The following is a 21,558-nucleotide window of genomic DNA, read 5'->3' as shown; positions in this document are numbered from 1 at the left end:
CGCGCCCCGCCCTCTGTGCACAGAGGGTGGGCTGGCTGCGCAGTGACCTGGTCTCTGCGCAGCTGCTCCAGGGTCTGTGCACAGAGGCCGGCGTTCGCCGTCAGCGGACAACGGTCCCCGAGCGCTGTAACCGTGTAATCATCATTACATGGCAATAAAGACAACGGCAGAGGCGTGGCTGGCCGGCCGCCTCCCGACCGACTGGTTCACCGGCCCCGTCGAGGTCACCCGTGACCGCGACGAGCTCGTCATCATCGGCACCCTTGCCGAACCCACCATGGACGGCGACGTCGATGACACCGACCGCACCATCGCCGCACGCGGCCGGATCAAGTCGTTCCGCGAGGACACCCGCGAGCGTCGCATCGAGATCGCCCGCGAGCTCGAGCACCTCAGCGGCAAGAAGGTGTCCTGGGGCGTGCGCGTCGGGGACACCGAGGCGCTCTTCACCCACCTCGCGGCTCCCGTCATGACCCGACTGCGCCAGCCCGAGCGGCACGTCCTGGACACCCTCGTCGAGGCCGGCGTCGCCAAGTCCCGCTCCGAAGCCCTCGCCTGGTGCGTCAAGCTCGTGGGCGAGAAGTCCGACAGCTGGCTGGGCGAGCTGCGCGAGGCGATGGCGCACGTCGACGAGGTCCGCAAGAAGGGCCCCGCCGCCTGACCGGGCTGACCGGGCTGACCGGGCTCCCCAAGGCGAGGTATGCCGGGGAGCCGGGCGGGCGGCATACCCCGGGTGTGCGTCCGCCCACGGCGAACATGAGCGGACTCCGCTCAGGGCGGGGAACAGGGAAGGAACCCCCCGCGTTCCCCCATCGAGTCGTGCGAAAGGACCAATTCCGTCCCGATCAGGTATCGGTCGTCGGAAGGCGTACGCCATGGTCCCCCCGCACGGATAGCATCGAGGTGATCTCGATAGGCAGGAGCAGAAGATGTTTGAACGGTTCACCGACCGGGCCCGTCGGGTGGTCGTGCTTGCGCAGGAGGAAGCGCGCATGCTCAACCACAACTACATCGGCACGGAGCACATCCTGCTCGGTCTCATCCATGAGGGTGAAGGCGTCGCCTCCAAGGCTCTGGAGAGCCTCGGTATCTCGCTGGAGTCAGTCCGCGAGCAGGTGCAGGAGATCATCGGCCAGGGGCAGCAGGCCCCGAGCGGCCACATTCCCTTCACGCCGCGGGCGAAGAAGGTCCTCGAGCTGAGCCTGCGCGAAGCGCTGCAGCTCGGCCACAACTACATCGGCACCGAGCACATCCTGCTCGGCCTGATCCGCGAGGGCGAGGGCGTCGCAGCCCAGGTCCTCGTCAAGCTGGGCGCCGACCTGAATCGCGTGCGGCAGCAGGTGATCCAGCTCATCTCCGGCTACCAGGGCAAGGAGGGTGGCGGAGCCGCCGGCCTGTCCGGCAACGTGCAGCAGGAGGGCACCCCCGCGGGTTCGCTCGTGCTCGACCAGTTCGGTCGCAACCTCACGATGGCTGCCCGCGAGGGCAAGCTCGACCCCGTCATCGGGCGTGAGAAGGAGATCGAGCGGGTCATGCAGGTGCTGTCCCGCCGCACCAAGAACAACCCGGTCCTCATCGGTGAGCCCGGCGTCGGCAAGACCGCCGTCGTCGAGGGCCTGGCCCAGGACATCGTCAAGGGCGAGGTGCCCGAGACCCTCAAGGACAAGCAGCTCTACACCCTCGACCTCGGCGCGCTCGTGGCCGGCAGCCGCTACCGCGGTGACTTCGAGGAGCGGCTGAAGAAGGTCCTCAAGGAGATCCGCACCCGCGGCGACATCATCCTGTTCATCGACGAGATCCATACCCTGGTGGGTGCGGGTGCCGCCGAGGGCGCGATCGACGCCGCCAGCATCCTCAAGCCGATGCTGGCCCGCGGCGAGCTCCAGACCATCGGTGCCACCACGCTCGACGAGTACCGCAAGCACATCGAGAAGGACTCGGCGCTCGAGCGCCGGTTCCAGCCGATCCAGGTCGCCGAGCCCACGCTCAGCCACGCGATCGAGATCCTCAAGGGCCTGCGCGACCGCTACGAGGCCCACCACCGGGTGTCCATCACCGACGGTGCCCTCGTGTCCGCGGCCAACCTCGCCGACCGCTACATCAACGACCGGTTCCTCCCCGACAAGGCGATCGACCTCATCGACGAGGCGGGCGCGCGGTTGCGCATCCGCCGGATGACCGCACCGCCGGACCTGCGCGAGTTCGACGAGAAGATCGCGGCCGTGCGGCTGGAGAAGGAGTCGGCCATCGATGGCCAGGACTTCGAGAAGGCCGCCAGCCTGCGTGACGACGAGAAGAAGCTGCTCACCGCCAAGGCGGAGCGCGAGACGCAGTGGAAGTCCGGCGACATGGACGTTGTGGCCGAGGTCGACGAGGAGCTCATCGCCGAGGTCCTGGCTGCCAGCACCGGCATCCCGGTCTTCAAGCTCACCGAGGAGGAGTCCAGCCGACTGCTCCACATGGAGGACGAGCTGCACAAGCGCGTGGTCGGCATGGACGACGCCATCAAGGCGATGTCCCAGGCGATCCGTCGCACCCGCGCCGGTCTGAAGGACCCGCGTCGTCCCGGTGGCTCGTTCATCTTCGCCGGTCCGACCGGTGTCGGTAAGACCGAGCTCGCCAAGACGCTCGCCGAGTTTCTCTTCGGTGACGAGGACAGCCTCATCCAGCTCGACATGTCGGAGTTCTCCGAGAAGCACACCGTCTCGCGGCTCTTCGGTTCGCCTCCCGGCTACGTCGGCTACGAAGAGGGTGGCCAGCTCACCGAGAAGGTCCGCCGCAAGCCGTTCTCCGTGGTGCTGTTCGACGAGGTCGAGAAGGCCCACCCCGACATCTTCAACACGCTGTTGCAGGTGCTCGAGGACGGCCGCCTCACCGACTCCCAGGGTCGGATGGTCGACTTCAAGAACACCGTCATCATCATGACGACCAACCTCGGCACCCGGGACATCACGAAGGGCTCGCTCGGCTTCTCGGCCGGCGCCGAGACCCAGAGTGGCTACGACCGGATGAAGAACAAGGTCACCGACGAGCTCAAGCAGCACTTCCGCCCCGAGTTCCTGAACCGGGTCGACGACATCATCGTCTTCCCCCAGCTCACGCGGGACGAGATCGTCGCCATCGTCGACCTCGAGATCGCCAAGCTGGACAAGCGGCTCAAGGACAAGGACATGGGCATCGAGCTCACCATCGAGGCCAAGGGTGTCCTTGCCTCGAAGGGCTACGACCCCGTGCTCGGTGCGCGACCGCTGCGTCGCACCATCCAGCGCGAGATCGAGGACGTGCTGTCCGAGAAGATCCTCTACGGCGAGCTCAAGGCCGGCGAGCTGGTGCTCGTCGGTGCGGAGGGCGAGGGCAAGAGCGGCACGTTCACCTTCGTCGGCACGCCGCACCCCGGCAGCATCGAGCTGCCCGTGGTCGAGACGGTCGCGGGGTCTGCGGACGCCGCAAGCTGACCAACGGTGAGGTATGCCGCGTGGTGACCACGCGGCATACCTCACCTGCACAAGAGGGAGGCACCCACTCGGGTGCCTCCCTCTTCTCGTGCGGGCGCGGCCCTCATCGGGCAGGTCTGGTGCTCGGTGGCACCTGGCGCCGCGGACGGATGTGCCCGTGGAGGCGGTCCGGACGTACTCTGGGGCGCGTGTTTGCTCCCCACCTCCCCCGTCGCTCCGTCCTGCTCGGCCTCCTTGCCGCGCCCCTGACCGTTGCAGCGTGTTCGAAGGACCAGCCGAAACCCGGCGGTCCGACGACCACGTCTGCGACCACCGCCACCACCGCGGCACCACCGGTACAGGTCACCGGTGCAGGCCTGCCGGCCGACCTGCTCGGCACGATGACCGCCCTCTACCTGGGTGGCAAGGTTCCGGCTGGTGGCGCGGTCGCCGCGGCCCTGGCCAAGCGGAAGTCGCTCACCGCGCCACCCAAGGTGGCCGGCTCGGTCGGGAAGTGGAAGGGCGTCCCCATCGCGGTCGTCGCCAGCGGTTCGGACCTCACCCTGCTCGTCAAGGGCAAGTCGTGGTCGGTCGTCGGTGGCTGGTGGCCCTCGCTGGGGGTGGCCACGTCGCCGGTCGCCACCATGCGCGTGCTGGCCATCGGGTCCGACGCGCGGCCCAACCAGAAGGTCGCGAGCCAGCGCAGCGACTCGCTGCACATCATCGGCGTCGACAGCAAGGGTGTCGGCGGCATCGTGGGGATCCCGCGTGACTCGTGGGTCCCGCTGGCTTCGGGAGGCACCAACAAGATCAACGCGGCGCTCCCGTTCGGAGGCCCGAAGAACGTCGTCAAGACCGTGTCCCGCACGTCCGGGGTCCAGCTCGACGGGTACCTCATGACCGGGTTCAAGGGCTTCCGCGCCATGATCAACGCGGTGGGTGGGCTGCGGTACGTCGCTCCTGCCGTCTTCAAGGGCGAGCACGGCATCCTCGCCAAGAAGGGCCTGAACATCCTGCGCGGCGAGCCGGCCCTCAGCTTCGCCCGGGAGCGCCACACCCTCAAGAACGGCGACTTCGGCCGCTCCCAGAACCAGGGCAGGCTCATGCTCGCCGGCATGAGCATGGCCCGTGCGGGCGGCCCCAAGGCGCTGGTGAAGTACCTCGGCGCGATGTCGCCGCACGTCGAGACCGACCTCTCGACCGAGCAGGTGCTCAACCTCGGCGCCTCGGTCTTCCGGGCCAGCCCGAACACGGTGAAGAACGTCGTGGTCCCGGGTGGGGTCGGAACGCGTTCCGGCCAGTCCGTGGTGCTGCTCGGATCTGGCGCGCTGTCGATCTTCAGGGACATGAGGAACGGCCGTCTCGGTGCCTGACGAGGTCGTCATCCGGGCTGCCCGCACCGGCGACATCCGCACCATCAGGGAGATCGTCCGCCCGCACGCGGACTCGCGGGTCCTCGTGTCCAAGGACGCGGTGACCTACTACGAGGCGCTCCAGCAGTTCCGGGTGGCGGAGCAGGGCGGCGTGGTCGTGGGCTGTGGCGCTCTGCACGTCATGTGGGAGGACCTCGCCGAGATCCGCACCCTGGCGGTGCGCCCTGAGGCAAAGGGCCACGGGGTCGGGTCGAGGCTGTTGGAGGCCCTGATGGCCGACGCGCGTGACCTCGGGGTCCAGCGGTTGTTCTGCCTGACCTTCGAGGTGGACTTCTTCACCCGACACGGGTTCGAGGCGATCGAGGGGCAAGCCGTCGAGCCCGAGGTCTACGCGGAGCTCGTCCGCTCGTACGACGAGGGAGTCGCAGAGTTCCTCGACCTCGAGCGGGTCAAGCCCAACACCCTGGGCAACTCCAGGATGCTGCGCACCCTCTGAGCAGTGCGTCCGACCACGCGTCGGTGGCCTTCTCGGCAATCCGTGGTCCGCGGTATGCCGTCGCCCCTAGGGTGTGCGCACGACCAACGACCCAGGGGGGCGCCGTGTTCAAGAGTGCCGAGGAGAGGGAAGCCGAGCGGCAGCAGCGCGAGGTGGAGCAGGCTCGCGAGGTGGCTGCTCAGGCCGAGCGGCGTCGCGCGGAGGACGCCGACCGCCAGCGGCAGGCATACCTCGCCTCGCCGGTGGGGGCAGCCACTGCGGCGCGTGCTGCGGGTGAGCTGTTCTTCGAGCTGCAGCTCGAGGTACGCACCCAGCAGGGTCAGGCGTCGTTCGGTGGCGTGACATCGTCCGGCTCCGTGACCAGCTCGGCGAGCGTGCTGGCCGAGATCGAGGCAGTCGGGTGGCACCTCGAGCACGCGAGCTACTACTTCGCCGTGACCGGCCAGAGCAGCACCGAGCGGGTCTTCCTCTCCGGGGAGAACACCGCCGTCACCGGCGTCACGGTGGGTGCCTACCTGTTCCAGCGTTCGGCGGCAGTGGCTCGGACCGCGACGGCCGCGATGGACACACCACCGATGGACGGACCGGCCGCGGTCTAGGTCAGGCCGGCTGGGCCGGGTGGGCCGGGTGGTGCCGGCTCATCCTGATCCGCACCGACGCGGCGAGGACGAGCAGCAGCAGACCGGAGATCACCCCGAACCCGAGCTGGGGGACCAGCGGCAAGGCGATGCCGATGCCACCGCCGATGACCCACGCGATCTGCAGGACCGTCTCGGACCAGGCGAACACCCGGGTCCGGACCGACTCCTCGATGTCGCGCTGGACGACAGCGTCGCTGCTCAGCTTGATCAGCTGCGCTCCGAGCCCCGCGACGAGTCCGAGGACGAGCAGCGTGGTCAGCGAGTAGAAGAGCGCCGCGGCGAGGGCGGCGGCGACGTCGGCGATCAGGGCCACGGCGATGATCAGGTCGGGTCGCAGTCTGCTCAGGGCGTTGCCGATGACCGTGCCCAGGGCGTTCCCGGTGCCCGCAGCGCCGACGACCAGCGCCAGCACGAACGTCCCCCCGTGCCCGGGCAGGGGGTGCTCACGCATCAGGAAGGCCATGAAGAGGGTGAGGAAGCCGGTGAGCAGCCGGGCGCCCACGGCGCAGCACAGCGCGGTCAGCACGGGGACGGGCAGAGCGGCCACCCGCGCCCGCAACCGCTGGAACAGGCCGAGCTTGCGTCCATCGGGCTCGCCGACGGGCAACGGCCCGGTGTCCTCGATGTCCTGCTCTCCGATGCTGGAGTCGACCCGCGACGGCAGCCGGATGGCCAGCACCGTGCCCGCCACGTAGATGACGAAGGCCAGGCGCAGGGACCACTCGGGTCCGATGCGGGCGGCGCCACCGGCCAGCCCACCCCCGACTGCCATGCCGGCCACTCCGGCCAGGGCGTTGCGCGAGTTGGCGTTGACCAGGCTGAAGCCCGGGGGCAGCAGTCGCGGCACTGCGGAGGCTCGCGTCACGCCGTAGGCCTTCGAGGCGACCAGGCACCCCAGGGCAGCGGGGAACAGCCACGGCGAGTCGTCGGCGACCGCTCCCGCCAGCACCCAGCAGAGGAAGGCCCGCAGCGCCAGGGTGGTGCCGATGGCCCACCGTCGGCCGTGCCGGAACCGGTCGAGCAGCGGCCCGATGAACGGCGCGAGCAGCGCGAAGGGGGCCATGGTGAGGGCGAGGAACTGGGCCACCTGGCCGCGTGCCTCGTCGGTGGGGATGGCGAAGATGGTCCCGGCCAGCGACACGGTCAGGGCGGCGTCACCCATCAGGTTGACGAAGTGCAGCTCGACGAGGCGCGCCAGCCCGCTCTCACCGGCCCCGGCTGAGTGCGTGTACGCCCGCGCTCGCCGGGCTCCTGCCTTGCTTCCGCGTCCGGCCAGCTTTGCCCCGGCGATGGTGCCGCGGCCGACCACCCGACCGGTGCGGGTGGCCCCGATCCGCAGTGCGTGCGCTGCCTTTCGGCCCCTGCTGGCTCCTGCGCTGCCTCCGTCCGCAGCTCCTGAGGCGGCACCCGGGTTGCGTTCGTCGGCCCGGTCAGGGTCACCGTGCGGGCCTTGCCCACGCCGGCGCGCGTCAGCCCCACGCGCGCCAGCCCCGGACTCGCCGGCGACGCGGCCGTGCTGGTCGCCCGGTGGGACCGACATGTCAGCTCGCCTCGCGAGACGCGGGCAGCTGGTAGCGGTCCCGGGACAGCGGCTCGACCAGCCCGTCCGCGACCAAGGAGTCGAGACAGCGTTCACGCTGGATCTCGTTGTCGGACAACGCCTCGAGCGACGAGCGCGGCACCGGGACGTCGCTCGCACGCAGCACGGCGAGCAACGCTCCGCGGAGCTGGCGGTCGGTGCCCTCCCACGCCTGGCCCTTGCGGGCCGGACCCTGGTATGACGGTCGGCCGGCGAGCTGCCAGGCGCAGAGGTCCGCGACCGGGCACTCGGAGCACCGCGGCGAGCGGGCGCTGCAGACCAGTGCCCCCAGCTCCATGACGGCCACGCTCCACGTACGAGCCTCGACGGCGTCCAGCGGCACCAGCCCCGCTGCGACGGTGAGCTCGGCCCGCGTCGGTGACGGCGCGGCATACTCCTCGCCTGAGATGACGCGGGCCAGCACGCGACGCACGTTGGTGTCGACCACTGTGGTCCGCTCGCCGAAGGCGAAGGTGGCGACCGCGGCGGCGGTGTAGGTGCCGACACCCGGCAGGGCGAGCAGCTCGGTCTCGGTCGACGGAACGGTCCCTGCCTGGTGCTCGGTCATCGCGACGGCGGCGGCGTGCAGCCGCAACGCGCGACGGGGATACCCCAGCCGGCCCCAGGCGCGGACGGCCTCACCGGGTGCGTCCGCCGCGAGGTCGGTCGGTGTCGGCCACCGCGCCAGCCACTCGTGCCAGACCGGTGCCACGCGCGCGACCGGCGTCTGCTGCAGCATGATCTCGGACACGAAGATGCCCCACGGGGTCGCGTCAGTTCGGCGCCAGGGCAGGTCCCGGGCGGACACGGAGTACCACTCCAGCACCCGGTGGTGCAGTCGTTCGGGAGCGGCTCCTGTGCTCACACGTAGCGTTCGAGGATGCTCGACTCGGCCAGGCGGGACAGGCCCTCGCGGACGGCTCGCGCGCGGCCCTCACCGACGCCGTCGACATCCATGAGCTCCTCGAGGTTGGCGGCCAGCAGCTTCTGCAGGCTGCCGAAGTGTTCGACCAGCCGGTCGACGATCGCGCCCGGGAGGCGGGGCACCTTGCTCAGCAGGCGGTAGCCGCAGGGGCTCACCGCCGAGTCGAGGGCGTCGCCACCGACGGCGAAGCCGACGGCCTTGGCGCCGGCGGCCAGGTCGAGCAGCTCGGTGGACGTCAGCTCCTCGAGGGCGGCCATCGCCTCCTCGAGCGTCAGGTCGGTCTTGGTGACCGGCAGGTAGTCGCGGATGACGAGCTCGCGGTCGTTGCCGAGGCCGCCGGTCAGCTCCTCCAGCTGGAGGGTGAGCAGCCGGCCGTCGACACCCAGCTCGACGACGTAGCCGGAGATCTCGTCACGGATGCGGCGCACCATCTCGAGGCGCTGGAGCACGCTGGCGACGTCGCGGACGGTGACCAGGTCCTCGATCTCCAGCGCCGAGAGGGTGCCGGTGACCTCGTCGAGGCGCGACTTGTAGCGCTCGAGGGTCTGCAGGGCCTGGTTGGCGCGGGACAGGATGGCGCTGGAGTCCTCGAGGACGTGGCGGCGTCCGTCGACGTAGATGGCGACGATCCGCATCGACTGGCTCACCGAGATGACGGGGTAGCCGGTCTGCTTGGCGACCCGTTCCGCTGTGCGGTGCCGGGTGCCGGACTCGCTCGTCTCGATCGAAGGGTCGGGGAGCAGCTGCGTGGCGGCGCGGAGGATGCGGGTGGCGTCGCGGTCCAGGACGATGCCACCGTCCATCTTGGCCAGCTCGCGCAGCCGAGTGGCGGAGAACTCGATGTCGAGGGGGAACCCGCCGGTGGACAGCTGCTCCACGGTCCGGTCGTGGCCGAGCACGATGAGCGCCCCCGTGCGCCCCCGCAGGATGCGTTCCAGACCGTCGCGCAGCTCGGTGCCGGGTGCCACGGCGGCGAGGGTGGCGCGCAGCACCTCATCCTCGCGAAGATCCACTTGTCAAACCCCTTTGGTGCCGCCGGCTCGGTCTGGCGCGAGTCTAACTGTGCACAGGCTGCAGTGCCGCGCGCACCGCGGTGCGGATGTCCTCGCACTCGATCACCTGCATGCCTTCAGGCGTGGGAGCGGTGCCGAGGACGCCCGCAGGCACATAGGCCGTCCGGAACCCCAGTCGGCCCGCCTCCGCGAGACGACGGGGTATGCCGGTCACCGGCCTGATCTCGCCGGCCAGCCCCAGCTCTCCGAAGGCGATGGCGTTGTCGGGCAACGGCTGGTCCTTGACCGCGCTCGCCACCGCGAGGGCGATGGCCAGGTCGGAGGCCGGCTCGGTGAGCCGCACCCCGCCGACGGTCGAGAGGTAGACGTCGGCGCTGCCGATCGGTGCCTGGGCGCGTTTGGCCAGCACGGCGATGATCATCGCGACCCGGGCCGAGTCGAGCCCGCTGGTGGCGCGCCGTGGGGTGGGGATCTCGCTCTTGGTGACGAGCGCCTGCACCTCGGTCATCAGTGGCCGACGACCCTCGAGGGTCACCGTCACGCAGGTGCCGGGCACGCTCAAGGTGCCCCGCGACAGGAAGAGCCCGCTGGGGTCGGGCAGGCCGACGATGCCCACGTCGGACAGGTCGAAGCAGCCGACCTCGTCGGTGGGGCCGTAGCGGTTCTTGACCGCCCGCACCAGCCGCAGCCGGGAGTGCCGGTCGCCCTCGAACTGCACGACGACGTCGACGAGGTGCTCGAGGACGCGGGGGCCGGCGATCGAGCCGTCCTTGGTCACGTGGCCGACCAGGAGGGTCGCGATGCCGCGCGACTTCGCCACCTGGATGAGCGAGGCGGCGACCTCACGGACCTGGGTGACGTTGCCCGCCGAGCCCTCGACGTCCCCGCTGGAGATGGTCTGCACCGAGTCGACGATGACCAGGTCTGGCTTGACCGCGTCGATCTGGCCGAGCACGGTGGCGAGGTCGGTCTCGGCGGCGAGGAACAGGGTCGCGGCCATCGCCTCGATCCGCTCCGCCCGCATGCGCACCTGGGCGGCGGACTCCTCACCCGTGACGTAGAGAACGGTCCGGCCGGAGCCGGACCTGGCCGCGCGGGCGGCCACGTCCAGCAACAGGGTGGACTTGCCGATGCCGGGCTCGCCGGCGACGAGCACCACGGCGCCGGGCACGAGCCCGCCGCCCAGGACCCGGTCGAACTCGCCGACCCCTGTGCTGACGGCCTCGGCACGGCGGGCATCGACCTGACCGATGGGCAGGGCTGGGCGCTCGACCCTGGCCGCGGCGGTGGTGCGCACCGTGACCGCGCCGATCTCGCTGACGCTGCCCCAGGACTGGCACTCCCCGCACCGCCCGACCCACTTGACGGTGGTCCAGCCACACTCCGAGCAGCGGAACCCGCTCGACTTGGTTGTCGCCTTCGCTGCCATGGACGACAACCTACGGCGCGGCGCCGACAGTCAGGGGACCGGTGGCCGCGTCGTCTCAGGGCGCGTGAGGTCAGTGGCCCTCGGCGACCTTCTTGAGGCCGTCGAGCATGCCCTGCCAGTTCTGCGAGAACTCCTCGGCCTGCTTCGCGCTGTCGCAGCCGTCCTGGGTCAGCTTCACGGCCGTCCCGTCGCCCGACGGGGAGAGCTCATAACGGAGCGTGTGGTAGTTCTCGGGCACGTCGTCGTCCCCGGTCAACGGGCTGTAGTGGGTGACCTCGAGGAGCCGTCCGGGCTCGGCCTGCAGCACCTCACCCTTGTCCTGGTAGGGCTTGCCCTCCCACTCGCCGCTCCACGTGATGGGGCTACCCGGCTGCCAGTCGCTGGCGACCTCGCTGCCCATCATGTACTCGGCGACCAGCTTGGGTTCGGTCATCGCCTGCCAGACCCGGTCGGGGTCGGCATCGACGGTCGTGCTGGCAGTGGCGACGTGGTCGGTCATGGTGACTCCTGTCGGTCAAGGGTGTCCGGGGTGTCCGGTTCGTTCCACCCTGTACCGCCCACGCCGACCTGTCCAGCGGAATCGGTGCAGGTCAGCGCCACGCGAGCCCCTCGAACCACCTGCGCCTCAGAAGTGGCGCCACCACAGGTTCACCGCGTAGTCGACGTCGGTTCGCTCGTGCTCGGCCAGGATCCCTTCGGCTGCGGTTTCGGGGAACTCGATCCGCACCACCGACTCGAAGTCGCCTCGCGAGTCGAACGTCCACTCGATCGTCAGCCGTTCCCTTGACCACCCCTGTCGGGCCCAGAACCGTTCCACCGCAACGGGATCGTAGGAGGGGTAGGCGCGGGTGAACCACCTGCCGAACGTCGAGCGGGTGGCGTCGTTGTCGATGACGTATGCCGTGCCGCCGGGGCGCAGGACCCGCTCGAGCTCACCCAGCCCGGGTTCGCAGCCGGCGCCGAAGAAGTAGGCCCACCGGGCATGGGCGATGTCCACGGACCCGTCAGCGAGCGGCAGGGCCTGGGCCGCTCCCTCGAGAACCTGCACCAGCGGCATACCTGAGATGCGTTGCTCGGCAAGGGAAACCAGCGGAAGGTGCGGTTCGACGCCGACGACGCTCGCGCAGCCGAGCGACGCGAACCGGGGCAGGTGGAAGCCGGTCCCGCAGCCGACGTCCACCAGGTCGGCACCCTCGAACGGGTGCAGCGACGCCATCGTGGCCTCGATGAGACCCGCCCGGTCGACGCCGAGGTTCTCCACCTCGTAGACGTCGGGCGAGTCCCAGATGTTGGGGCTGCGCGTGGGCTCTGGCGGGGGCCCCGGCGGCTGGCTCATCGCGTCTTGCGGGCCTCTTGGGCGGCCAGCGTCGCCGGGTGCACCAGCAGTGGCAACATCTTGCGGGAGTAGGCGTTCCGTGCCGCCTTCACGCTCGCGAGGTGGGCCTCACAACGGACCTCCAGCTCGCCGTAGGCCTCCTCGCCCATCAGCTCGACCAGCTCGCCGCGGTTGCTGCGGAACACCGGCTCGCGACCGACGTGGGCCTCGGGGTTGCTCGAGCAGTACCAGTCGAGGTCGTGGCCGCCGGGGCCCCAGCCGCGGCGGTCGTACTCGGTGATGGAGACCTCCTGCCAGCTCGACCCGTCCGGCATCTCGACCTTGCGGTAGGTGCGGCGGATCGGCAGCTGCCAGCAGACATCCGGCTTGACCGTGTGCGGCTCCTTGCCGGTGAGGACAGCATGCTGGTGCAGCGCGCACCCTGCGCCGGCGGGGAAGCCGGGCCGGTTGAGGAAGATGCAGGCGCCGTCGACGACCTTGGTCTTGAGGGCGTCGTCCTCCTTCTCGGTCCAGGCCGAGAGCTTGGTCGAGCCGGGGTGCATCTGCCACTCGTCCTCACCGAGGTCCTTGACGACCTTCTTGACCCGCTTGATGTCGTCGTCGTCGGTGAAGTGGGCGCCGAGGGTGCAGCAGCCGTCGTCCGGCCGGTCCGCGTAGATCCCCTGGCAGCCGCTGCCGAAGATGCAGGTCCAGTTCGACGTCAGCCAGGTCAGGTCGCAGCGGAACCGCTGTCCCGAGTCGGCGGGATCGGTGAACTCCACCCAGATGCGGGCGGTGTCGAGCGGGGTCTCAGGCACGTCCGCAACCTTACGTCTCCCGTTGCCCCACCTAGGCCATGGCCCGTATGCCGGTCTGTCGCCGACGGCGCCACAGCACCAGTCCCAGCGCGAGGAGGAGAGCCACGGTCGCGAGCCAGTTGAGCCGGGTCAGGTCCTGGAAGGCGTCCGTGAACCGGACCGGTCGGCCGTGGTCCGGGTCCGAGGGATCGCCGGCGTTGGCGAGCAGGCTGAGGCCGAGCGGCACCAGCAGCAGGGCAGGCACGGCCAGCAGCCCCAGACCCCAGCGGGATCCCGCAAGACCGCCCAGGACCAGCAGGATCGCGATCGGTATCAGCGCCGTGAGCATGACCATGCCCGCCTCGACGTAGCGGCCCCGGGACGGAATGTCGCCGAAGAACGGCGCGGTGCCGATGAGGGCCGCGAACACCGTCCAGGCGATCAGGCACCAGCCCAGCAGCACCACGAGCGCCGTGGCGGGCCAGACCGGCCTCCGCCCACCACCCGGCTCTGTCCCAGACCCGGGCTCGGTCCCCGACCTGGGCTCAGACCCGGTCCCGGAGGTGAGCTGGGTGCGGTCGGTGTCAGCCGGCATACCCCCCAGTCTTTCCCGGGAGGCGGCGAACCGCCTCCCGGGAGGTGACGTCAGCCGACCCGGGCCGCCCCCGGACCGGAGGCGTCGAACTGCAGGGGCACCGGCACCGGCTGCCGACGCGGCGACGTGATGGCCTTCTCGGTGCGGCCGTCGACCTCGAGCTTGCCCTTCGCGAGCGACACCGTGACGTGCGCGGCGGTGGCGCCCGGGGTGTCGACCGCATCAACGGTCACCGACAGGACGCCGTCGACGATCGTCCCGCGTCCGACGAAGCCGACCTCGCCGGTCGGCCGCGTCACGGTGACCGCCAGGCCGTCGCCGTCCGGCCGGGTCAGCACCACCCAGCGGACGAACGTCGTCCCCATCGACTCGTTGACACCGAGCAGGGTGCCGGCGATGCCTGGCGCGGACAGGAGCTTCGTCGCGTCCTTGCCGGCGAGCACCACGTGCGTGCGGTCCCCACAGCTGAACGCGCCCACGGCCGCTGCGCCGTCCGGCACCAGTGACCGCCAGGGCAGGTCCGCCGTCGCTGCCTTGCGCGCGACGGGCAGCTCGACCGGCTTGATCCTGGTCTTGAGCCGGGCCGTCACCGGCAGCACCTGGGCAGACTCGCCCGGGAGCTCCTGCGCGGGGTCGGCCGGGTCGACGGCCGCTCCCACCCGGTGGGCGAGCATCCGCGCCGAGGCGGCGGCCTGCACGCCGGCGTGCGGCCACTCGGCCCGGTCGCTCGCAGCCCGGAGCCGCCTGACGTCGGCGCGGACTCCCAGGTTGCTGAGGCCGGCGGACGCAGCGGCGACGAGCTGGCCGTCCTGCGCGTGGTCGGCCGCCTTGCGCAGCGCCCGGACCGACGTCGAGGACTGCACCTGCCCCAGTCCCTTGGCCGCGGCGACCCGCACCTGCGGTTCGTCGTGGTCGGAGACCACCTTGGCCAGGGCGGTGGTGGCCCTGCGGCCGGCCACCTTGTCCGGAGCCGTAGCGGCTGCCTCGGCCAGGATGGCGATCGCTGCCCCGGGGGTCAGCGTGGTGGGTTTGCCGGCAAGAGCCGCGATGGCCCCCGACACGGTGCGGTCCTTGCGGGACCCGATGATGACTGACATGCCGCCTCCTAGCAGGGGTTCTTCATGCGGCAGTGGTCCCGCATGTTGTCGGCTTCGGACGTGGTGATGACGCCCCCGTTGGGGATCGTCGGGTTCATCAGCGCCGTGGCGTCGTTCCGGTGGCTGAGACCCAGGTAGTGGCCCAGCTCGTGCGCGGTGGCGAAGTCGGAGACCCCGCCGCCCGCATTCATCTCGACGACGCTGCCGTCCATCCCCTTGGCGTTCTTGTCACACGGACCGTCGACCCGGGACAGGCCCGCGGTGGCCGTGACGTACATTCGGACGAAGAACAGGTCGAGCGCGTCGTTCGGCACGGTCCACTCGTCGGTCAGGGTCTCGGCCTCGCCGTCGGAGTTGATGACGTCCCGCCCGTGGGCATCGGCGGTCGAGATGCCGAAGTGCTGGATCCGGCCGACGCCCATGGACCTCCCGGCCCCGGCATACAGGTCCCTGGTCTTGGCGACGGCGCGGTCGATCTCCACCGCGTCGTTGAAGGTGAACTGGTCGGAGCCGACCTGGATGCAGTTGACGTGCACGAACTTGCTCCCGAGTCGGTCCAGCTGGGTTTTGAGCGACACGGGGACCGAGTTGGTCAGCTGCCCCATGAAGTCACGTCGCACCGACAGCGGCGACGTCGCGATGCCGATGCAGGCAGCGCGCTGGCGAAGACTGGCCACGGGTCAGCCCTCGACCTTCCTGGCTTCGAGCTTCTTGACCTTGGCCTCGAGGTTCTTGATGAGGTCGCTGTAGCGGACCAGCGTGTCCTCGAGGGTGAGGTGGCCGAACGGACTCTTGACGTTGAGCGTCCCGTTGATCGTCACGGCGCCGTTGATCTTCAGCGGGCCGTTGATGGTGACGCCGCCCGGGTAGTCGTGCGCCCAGTTGATCGTGAGGCCGTCGTCGAAGTCGTGCACGAGTGCGCGCCGCCACGGCGTGGAGCTCTTGCGCCGCGGTGCGTAGTCGAGCGCGACGTCGGCCTGGTGACAGGTCAGCCGGAAGCCCTCGATGGTCACGCCACCCGGGTAGTCCGAGGCCCAGTTGAGCGTCATGCCGTCGCGGAAGTCGTGCACGATGGCGCGACGCTGCCCGGCGCCGCTGGAGCGACGGCTCGGCGCATCGATGACGACATCGGCTGCGGTCGTCTTGAAGACGTCCCCTTGGGCCGTCGTGGTGTTCCCGTCCAGACGCAGGTCTGCATCCATGGTTGTTGTTCCCCCCGTGATCGACGGTGCCCGGTCGGCCCCGCCCCCGAGGAGAAGGAGGCGCCGGCACGGGTGGTGATACGTCGGCGGGACCCCCGGCTGCCGATAGCGTGCAGCCATGCGCCTCGGAGTGATCGACGTCGGCTCCAACACGGTCCACCTGCTCGTGGTCGACGCGCACCGTGGCGCCCAGCCGTTGCCCGCCACCTCGCACAAGATCGAGCTGCGGCTGTCCGAGCACGTCACCGACAGCGGCGACATCGCCGAGTCGGGCGAGTCCGCCCTCACCGGCTTCATCCGAGAGTGCCTCACGGTCGCCGAGGACCAGGGAGTCGAGGAGGTGATGGCCTTCGTCACCAGCGCCATCCGCGAGGCTCCGAACGGCGAGGAGGTGCTCACCCGGGTGCGTGCCGCGACCGGTGTGACCCTCCAGGTGCTCTCCGGCGAGGACGAGGCGCGGCTGACCTTTTTGGCCGCGCGGCGCTGGTTCGGCTGGTCGAGCGGCACCCTGCTCGTGGTCGACATCGGGGGCGGGTCCCTCGAGCTCGCCGCCGGGATGGACGAGGACCCCGATGCGGCCATCTCGCTGCCGCTCGGTGCGGGGAGGCTCACCCGCGACCTGCTCCCGGGTGACCCGCCGGCGGCGGACGTGGTCAGGGAGGCCCGCCGCGCCATTCGCCTGCGGATGGCCGCCGCGATGCGCCCGCTCGCCAAGGCGGGGACCGCGGACCGTGCCGTCGGCACCTCCAAGACGATGCGTTCGCTGGCCCGCGTCACCGGCGCGGCACCCAGCAGTGACGGCCCGTATGCCGCGCGCAGCCTCGAGCGCGTCGCGCTCGCCTCGCTCGTGGCCGACCTCGGCACGATGAGCGCGCACCGGCGTGAGCGGCTCTCGGGCGTCTCGGCCAGCCGCTCCCACCAGCTGCTCGCCGGGGCGCTCGTGGCCGAGGCGGCGATGGACCTGCTCGGCCTCGAGCGCCTCGAGATCTGCCCGTGGGCACTGCGTGAGGGAGTCATCCTCAGCAGGCTCGACGCGATGCGCTGAAACCCGCTGGGTAGTCTCGGTGCATGGCCGGAGCCGTGTCGATCCCAGGAGCCACGGTGGCCCTCTCGACCGCCTCGGTCTATCCGGAGACGTGCGCCGCCGCCTTCGCCAGGGCAGCGCGGCTCGGCTACGACGCGGTCGAGGTGATGGTCTGGACCGACCCCGTCTCGCAGGAGGCCGGCGCGCTCACGGCACTCTCGCAGCTGCACGGCATACCGGTCGTCTCGGTCCACGCGCCCACGCTGCTGCTGACCCAGCGCATCTGGGGACCTGACCCGTGGACCAAGGTCGACAACTCGATCGCCCTGGCCAAGGAGGTCGGGGCGTCCACCGTGGTGCTGCACCCGCCGTTCCGCTGGCAGAAGGAGTACGCCGGCGAGTTCGTCGAGGGGGTGGCCCTGCGCGAGCACGAGACCGGGGTGGCCCTGGCCGTCGAGAACATGTTCCCGTGGCGGGCCAGGCAGCGGGAGTTCGAGGCCTACCTGCCGCACTGGGATCCGGTGCCTCAGGCCTACGACAACGTCACGCTCGACCTGTCGCACACCTCGACCGCTGGGTCTGACGCGATGGCGATGGCTGCGGCGCTCGGTCCGCGGCTGCGCCACGTCCACCTCGCGGACGGGCTGGGCTCGCTCAAGGACGAGCACCTCGTGCCCGGGCGCGGCACGCAGCCCTGCGCCGAGTTCCTGGAGATGCTTGCGGTGCAACGGTTCTCGGGTTCGGTGGTCGTCGAGGTGGTGACGCGCAAGCACACGCCGGAACAGCGCGAGGTGGACCTCGCCGAGTCGCTGGCGTTCGCCCGGCTGCACCTCGCCACGGCCTCGACGGTCGACGCATGAGTCCCCGGGGACGCCGGCCCGGGGGAGTGGACACGCGGCAGGCGATCGTCGAGGCGGCGCGGGTCGACTTCGCCGAGCAAGGCTATGACGGGACCTCGCTTCGGGGGATCGCCCGACGGGCCGAGGTCGACCCGGCCCTCGTGCACCACTACTTCGGCGGCAAGCCCCAGCTGTTCGCGGCCGTGATGGACATCCCGGCGGACCCGGCGGCGCTGATCAGCGCGGTGGTCGAGGGGCCTCGTGACCAGGTTGGTGAGGCGCTGGTCAGGACCTTCCTCGCGGTGTGGGACTCGGACGACGGACGGCAACGTTTCCAGGCCCTGATGCGCGCCGCCGTCACCCACGACGAGGCCACCCGGATGCTGCGTGAGTTCCTGACGCGGGAGGTCTTCGGTCGGGTGGTGCGGTCCCTGGCCGCCGACGGGGAGCAGTCTGCGGACCTCGAGCTGCGCGCCGGCCTGGCCGCCTCCCACATGGTGGGGCTGGCGATGATGCGCTACATCGTCGAGTTCCCGGCCGTGGTGGACGCCGACCATGACGAGCTCGCCGCCCTGGTCGGGCCCGCCATCCAGCGCTACCTGGCCCCCTAGGCCACCCGCGGCGTACCTCTCGGCCGACCATGCGGCATACCCCACAGGGCTTGTCGTCGGGGACGGTCGGCGCTATATTTCATCGCATGATGAAAAACGTCATCGAGATCGCGAACCTCCGCGTCGTGCGGGGCGGCCGCGAGGTGCTGCCCGACCTGACCGTCTCGGTCCCGGCGGGCCAGGTCGTCGGACTGCTCGGGCCGAGCGGCAGCGGCAAGTCCACCCTGATCCGAGCGGTCGTCGGGGTGCAGGTCGTCGAGTCGGGCGAGGTGACCGTGCTGGGCGAGCCGGCCGGCTCGCCGTCGCTGCGGCGGCGGATCGGCTACGTCACCCAGAGCCCGAGCGTCTACGACGACCTCTCGGTGCGGGCCAACGTCCGCTACTTCGCCAACATCCTCGGCGCCCCGGCGTCCGCGACCGATGAGGCCATCGAGGCGGTCGACCTGACCAGCCACGCCGACTCCCTCGTGGGTCGCCTCTCCGGTGGGCAGCGCTCCCGCGTCTCGCTGGCCGCCGCCCTGGTCGGCGACCCCGAGCTGCTGGTCCTGGACGAACCCACCGTCGGTCTCGACCCGGTCCTGCGGCGCGACCTCTGGGAGCTGTTCAACCGCCTGGCGGCGCAAGGACGTTCACTCCTGGTGTCGAGCCACGTGATGGACGAGGCAAGCCGCTGCGACCGCCTGCTGCTCCTGCGCGAGGGGCAGATCCTGGCCGACGACACGTTGCCCGCGCTGCTCGTCCGCACCGAGACCGACGACGCCGAGCACGCCTTCCTGTCCCTGATCGACCGCGCCGAGGAGGCCGCCCGATGAACGCCCACCGCACGCTCTTCACCGCCGGCCGGGTGCTGGCCCAGCTGCGAGCCGACCACCGCACCATCGCGCTGATGCTCGTCGTGCCCTGCGTGCTGGTCGGGCTGCTGGCCTGGATCTTCAACGACACCCCGGTCTTCGACGGGATCGGCGCCGCCCTGCTGGGCGTCTTCCCGTTCGTCGTCATGTTCATCGTCACGAGCGTCGCGACGCTGCGCGAGCGGACCTCGGGGACCCTCGAGCGGCTGCTCACGACGCCGATGGGCAAGGGCGACTTCATGCTCGGCTACGCCCTCGCCTTCGGGGTGATGGCGGTACTGCAGGCCCTCATCGCGACCGGCTTCGCGGTCTATGTCTGCGGCCTCGACGTCGCAGGTCCGTTGTGGCAGCTGGTCGCGGTGGCCGTGCTCGACGCGTTGCTCGGGACGGCCCTCGGCCTGCTCGCGAGCGGGTTCGCGCGCACCGAGTTCCAGGCGGTGCAGTTCATGCCGGCCTTCGTGCTGCCCCAGTTCCTGCTGTGCGGCCTGCTCGTGGCGCGTGACCGGCTGCCGGACGTGCTGCACTGGGTCTCCGACGTGCTTCCCCTGTCGTATGCCGTGGACGCCATGAAGTCGGTGACCACCAGTGCCAGCCCCGGCGCCGACGTCGCCGGTGACGCGGCGGTGATCGGCCTCTGGGTCCTCGTGGCCCTGGTCCTCGGCAGCCTCACCCTGCGCCGCCGGACCGCCTGACCGGTTCTGCGCAGGTGGAGAGGGGCCGGCCGGGCCGGGCGGCTGGGAGGTGAGGCCGCGCGGCATACCTGCTGGTTGGCCGTTAGCCTTGTCGCCGGTCGCGATCTCCGCGGCCACCGGTCGGAAGGACTCCCGTGGACGCCAGTGACCTGCTGCGCAACAGCCTGCTCCAGCTCTCCAAGAGCGGCGCTGTGCGACAGACGATCGAGAAGGCGCCGGTGAGCCGCAGCGTGGTCAGGCGGTTCGTCCCTGGCGACCGCACCGAGGACGCCGTCAGTGCCACGGCCGAGCTCCGAACCACCAACCGGTTCGCCACGATCGACTACCTCGGCGAGGACACCGCCGACCTCACCCAGGCGATCCGCACCCGGGACCACTACATCGAGCTGCTCAAGGCGCTCGCGGACGCCGACCTGTCGCAGCACGGCATGGGGGAGGTCAGTCTCAAGCTGTCCGCCCTGGGTCAGTACCTGCCCGGCGACGGCCACAAGATCGCGCTCGACCACGCCCGCGAGATCTGCCAGGCGGCGGCGAATGCCGGGACCACCGTCACGCTCGACATGGAGGACCACACCACGACGGACGCGACCCTGGAGTCGCTGCGCGAGCTGCGCCAGGACTTCCCGTGGGTCGGTGCGGTGATCCAGTCCTACCTGCACCGGAGTGAGGCCGACTGTCGCGACCTCGCGCACGAGGGAAGCCGCGTGCGGCTGTGCAAGGGCGCCTACAAGGAGCCGGAATCCGTTGCCTTCCAGAGCAGCTCGGACGTCGACCAGAGCTATGTCCGCTGTCTGAAGATCCTGATGGCAGGTGCCGGCTACCCGATGGTGGCCAGCCACGACCCGCGCCTGGTCGAGATCGCCGGCGCGCTCGCCGCGCACCACAACCGTGACGCTGACAGCTTCGAGTACCAGATGCTTTACGGCATCCGTCCCGAGGAGCAGAAGCGGATCGCCGACCGGGGCAACCAGATGCGGGTCTACATCCCCTATGGCGAGGAGTGGTACGGCTACCTCATGCGCCGGATGGCCGAGCGTCCCGCCAACGCGATGTTCTTCCTGCGGGGACTGGCCTCCAAGGGCTAGGCACCACGACCAATTGGTCGTCCTTCGTGACAGTCAAGGACATTGACTACTGTCATGAGCGGTCGCAGCGTGAGGCCATGGCCGACGACCAACCATGGCACCAAGACGTCGTGATGCCCGCGCTACTGGGCGCAGCTCGCGGCGTCTACGGCAGCCAGATCCGCAGTGCGTTGCGGGACAGTGGTTTCGACGACATGCCGCGTCGTGGGACATTCGTCCTCGGGGCCGTGGCCAACCACGGCAGCACGCTCGCTGACGCGGTGGCCGGGCTGGGGACGACCAAGCAGGCGGCCAGCCAGCTCGTCGATGCCCTGGTGTCCAGGGGGTACCTCGAGCGGGCACCCGACCCCGACGATCGACGCCGGGTCACGGTCACCCTCACCGACCAGGGCCGCGCGGCGGCCAAGGAGACGCAGACGGCGATCCGAGCCGTCGACCAGAGGTTGGCCCGAGCCGTGGGCGCCGAGCAGGTCGCCACGACCCGGGCGGTGCTCGGGGCGCTCGTGGAGTCGTCGGGCGACCCGCACTTCGGCGACTGAACGCCTTCCACTCCTGGCCAC

23 protein-coding genes are annotated in these 21,558 nt (G+C 70.5%); 12 read left to right on the top strand and 11 right to left on the bottom strand.

Going from position 1 to position 21,558, the window contains the following annotated elements; genetic code table 11:
• Window positions 1-148 precede the first annotated feature (148 nt).
• The 5 genes from EAH86_RS14795 (at window position 149) to EAH86_RS14775 (ending at window position 5,902) form a co-directional block, all read left to right on the top strand.
• Window positions 149-661: a hypothetical protein gene (locus EAH86_RS14795; RefSeq protein WP_140742112.1), complete on the top strand. Its 513-nt coding sequence runs from the start codon at window positions 149-151 to the stop codon at window positions 659-661.
• Window positions 662-929: 268 nt separating this feature from the next.
• Window positions 930-3,455 carry an ATP-dependent Clp protease ATP-binding subunit gene (locus EAH86_RS14790; RefSeq protein ID WP_140742110.1) on the top strand — a complete coding sequence of 842 codons (2,526 nt, stop codon included), beginning with the start codon at window positions 930-932 and terminating at the stop codon, window positions 3,453-3,455.
• Between the two features lie 188 nt (window positions 3,456-3,643).
• Entirely contained in the window at window positions 3,644-4,807 is a 1,164-nt protein-coding gene (locus EAH86_RS14785) for an LCP family protein (protein ID WP_161988665.1), read from the top strand.
• Window positions 4,800-5,303, top strand: coding sequence for an amino-acid N-acetyltransferase (locus tag EAH86_RS14780; protein WP_140742106.1), 504 nt, complete (start codon window positions 4,800-4,802; stop codon window positions 5,301-5,303). Before EAH86_RS14785 ends, EAH86_RS14780 begins: the two co-directional genes overlap by 8 nt.
• 104 nt (window positions 5,304-5,407) lie before the next feature.
• Entirely contained in the window at window positions 5,408-5,902 is a 495-nt protein-coding gene (locus EAH86_RS14775; RefSeq protein ID WP_140742104.1) for a hypothetical protein, read from the top strand.
• Window position 5,903: 1 nt separating this feature from the next.
• Here the strand turns inward: EAH86_RS14775 and EAH86_RS14770 are convergent, their stop codons facing one another.
• From EAH86_RS14770 to EAH86_RS14720, 11 genes are all read right to left on the bottom strand, one after another.
• On the bottom strand, window positions 5,904-7,484 hold the full coding sequence (locus EAH86_RS14770) for an MFS transporter (protein ID WP_140742102.1): 1,581 nt from the start codon (window positions 7,482-7,484) through the stop codon (window positions 5,904-5,906).
• 1 nt (window position 7,485) lies between these two features.
• Window positions 7,486-8,388, bottom strand: coding sequence for an A/G-specific adenine glycosylase (locus tag EAH86_RS14765; RefSeq protein WP_241668386.1), 903 nt, complete (start codon window positions 8,386-8,388; stop codon window positions 7,486-7,488).
• Window positions 8,385-9,461, bottom strand: coding sequence for a DNA integrity scanning diadenylate cyclase DisA (gene disA / locus EAH86_RS14760; RefSeq protein WP_140742100.1), 1,077 nt, complete (start codon window positions 9,459-9,461; stop codon window positions 8,385-8,387). The genes EAH86_RS14765 and disA overlap by 4 nt, the downstream gene beginning before the upstream one ends.
• A gap of 43 nt (window positions 9,462-9,504) precedes the next feature.
• On the bottom strand, window positions 9,505-10,890 hold the full coding sequence (gene radA, locus EAH86_RS14755; protein ID WP_140742098.1) for a DNA repair protein RadA: 1,386 nt from the start codon (window positions 10,888-10,890) through the stop codon (window positions 9,505-9,507).
• A gap of 70 nt (window positions 10,891-10,960) precedes the next feature.
• Window positions 10,961-11,389, bottom strand: coding sequence for an SRPBCC family protein (locus tag EAH86_RS14750; RefSeq protein ID WP_140742096.1), 429 nt, complete (start codon window positions 11,387-11,389; stop codon window positions 10,961-10,963).
• 126 nt (window positions 11,390-11,515) lie between these two features.
• The gene (locus tag EAH86_RS14745) at window positions 11,516-12,226 is read right to left on the bottom strand and encodes a class I SAM-dependent methyltransferase (RefSeq protein WP_140742094.1); all 711 of its coding nucleotides are present in this window, start codon (window positions 12,224-12,226) and stop codon (window positions 11,516-11,518) included.
• Complete coding sequence (locus EAH86_RS14740) at window positions 12,223-13,023, bottom strand: hypothetical protein (protein ID WP_140742092.1); 801 nt, start codon at window positions 13,021-13,023, stop codon at window positions 12,223-12,225. The genes EAH86_RS14745 and EAH86_RS14740 overlap by 4 nt, the downstream gene beginning before the upstream one ends.
• A 31-nt stretch (window positions 13,024-13,054) precedes the next feature.
• On the bottom strand, window positions 13,055-13,597 hold the full coding sequence (locus EAH86_RS14735; RefSeq protein ID WP_140742090.1) for a hypothetical protein: 543 nt from the start codon (window positions 13,595-13,597) through the stop codon (window positions 13,055-13,057).
• Window positions 13,598-13,647: 50 nt separating this feature from the next.
• Window positions 13,648-14,694 (bottom strand): HEAT repeat domain-containing protein, encoded by a 1,047-nt coding sequence (locus EAH86_RS14730; RefSeq protein WP_140742088.1) that lies wholly within the window; start codon window positions 14,692-14,694, stop codon window positions 13,648-13,650.
• Between the two features lie 8 nt (window positions 14,695-14,702).
• Entirely contained in the window at window positions 14,703-15,371 is a 669-nt protein-coding gene (locus EAH86_RS14725; RefSeq protein WP_140742086.1) for a matrixin family metalloprotease, read from the bottom strand.
• A gap of 3 nt (window positions 15,372-15,374) precedes the next feature.
• Window positions 15,375-15,896 (bottom strand): hypothetical protein, encoded by a 522-nt coding sequence (locus EAH86_RS14720; protein WP_140742084.1) that lies wholly within the window; start codon window positions 15,894-15,896, stop codon window positions 15,375-15,377.
• Between the two features lie 118 nt (window positions 15,897-16,014).
• Between EAH86_RS14720 and EAH86_RS14715 the strand changes: the two genes are divergently transcribed.
• The 7 genes from EAH86_RS14715 to EAH86_RS14685 all read left to right on the top strand — a co-directional run bounded on the left by EAH86_RS14715 (window position 16,015) and on the right by EAH86_RS14685 (window position 21,537).
• Window positions 16,015-16,941, top strand: coding sequence for a Ppx/GppA phosphatase family protein (locus EAH86_RS14715; RefSeq protein WP_140742082.1), 927 nt, complete (start codon window positions 16,015-16,017; stop codon window positions 16,939-16,941).
• A 23-nt stretch (window positions 16,942-16,964) separates the two neighbouring features.
• Complete coding sequence (locus EAH86_RS14710) at window positions 16,965-17,780, top strand: sugar phosphate isomerase/epimerase family protein (RefSeq protein ID WP_140742080.1); 816 nt, start codon at window positions 16,965-16,967, stop codon at window positions 17,778-17,780.
• The gene (locus EAH86_RS14705) at window positions 17,777-18,370 is read left to right on the top strand and encodes a TetR family transcriptional regulator (RefSeq protein ID WP_140742078.1); all 594 of its coding nucleotides are present in this window, start codon (window positions 17,777-17,779) and stop codon (window positions 18,368-18,370) included. Before EAH86_RS14710 ends, EAH86_RS14705 begins: the two co-directional genes overlap by 4 nt.
• A gap of 86 nt (window positions 18,371-18,456) precedes the next feature.
• Complete coding sequence (locus EAH86_RS14700) at window positions 18,457-19,182, top strand: ABC transporter ATP-binding protein (protein WP_140742076.1); 726 nt, start codon at window positions 18,457-18,459, stop codon at window positions 19,180-19,182.
• Window positions 19,179-19,913, top strand: coding sequence for an ABC transporter permease (locus EAH86_RS14695; protein WP_140742074.1), 735 nt, complete (start codon window positions 19,179-19,181; stop codon window positions 19,911-19,913). The genes EAH86_RS14700 and EAH86_RS14695 overlap by 4 nt, the downstream gene beginning before the upstream one ends.
• A 134-nt stretch (window positions 19,914-20,047) precedes the next feature.
• Entirely contained in the window at window positions 20,048-20,998 is a 951-nt protein-coding gene (locus EAH86_RS14690) for a proline dehydrogenase family protein (RefSeq protein WP_206665844.1), read from the top strand.
• 77 nt (window positions 20,999-21,075) lie between these two features.
• Window positions 21,076-21,537 carry a MarR family winged helix-turn-helix transcriptional regulator gene (locus EAH86_RS14685; RefSeq protein WP_206665843.1) on the top strand — a complete coding sequence of 154 codons (462 nt, stop codon included), beginning with the start codon at window positions 21,076-21,078 and terminating at the stop codon, window positions 21,535-21,537.
• Window positions 21,538-21,558 lie beyond the last annotated feature (21 nt).

Origin of the sequence: Pedococcus bigeumensis, assembly GCF_006438965.1 — a bacterium.
Taxonomy (GTDB): Bacteria; Actinomycetota; Actinomycetes; order Actinomycetales; family Dermatophilaceae; genus Pedococcus; species Pedococcus bigeumensis_A.
This window is presented reverse-complemented; position numbering and strand designations above follow the sequence as displayed.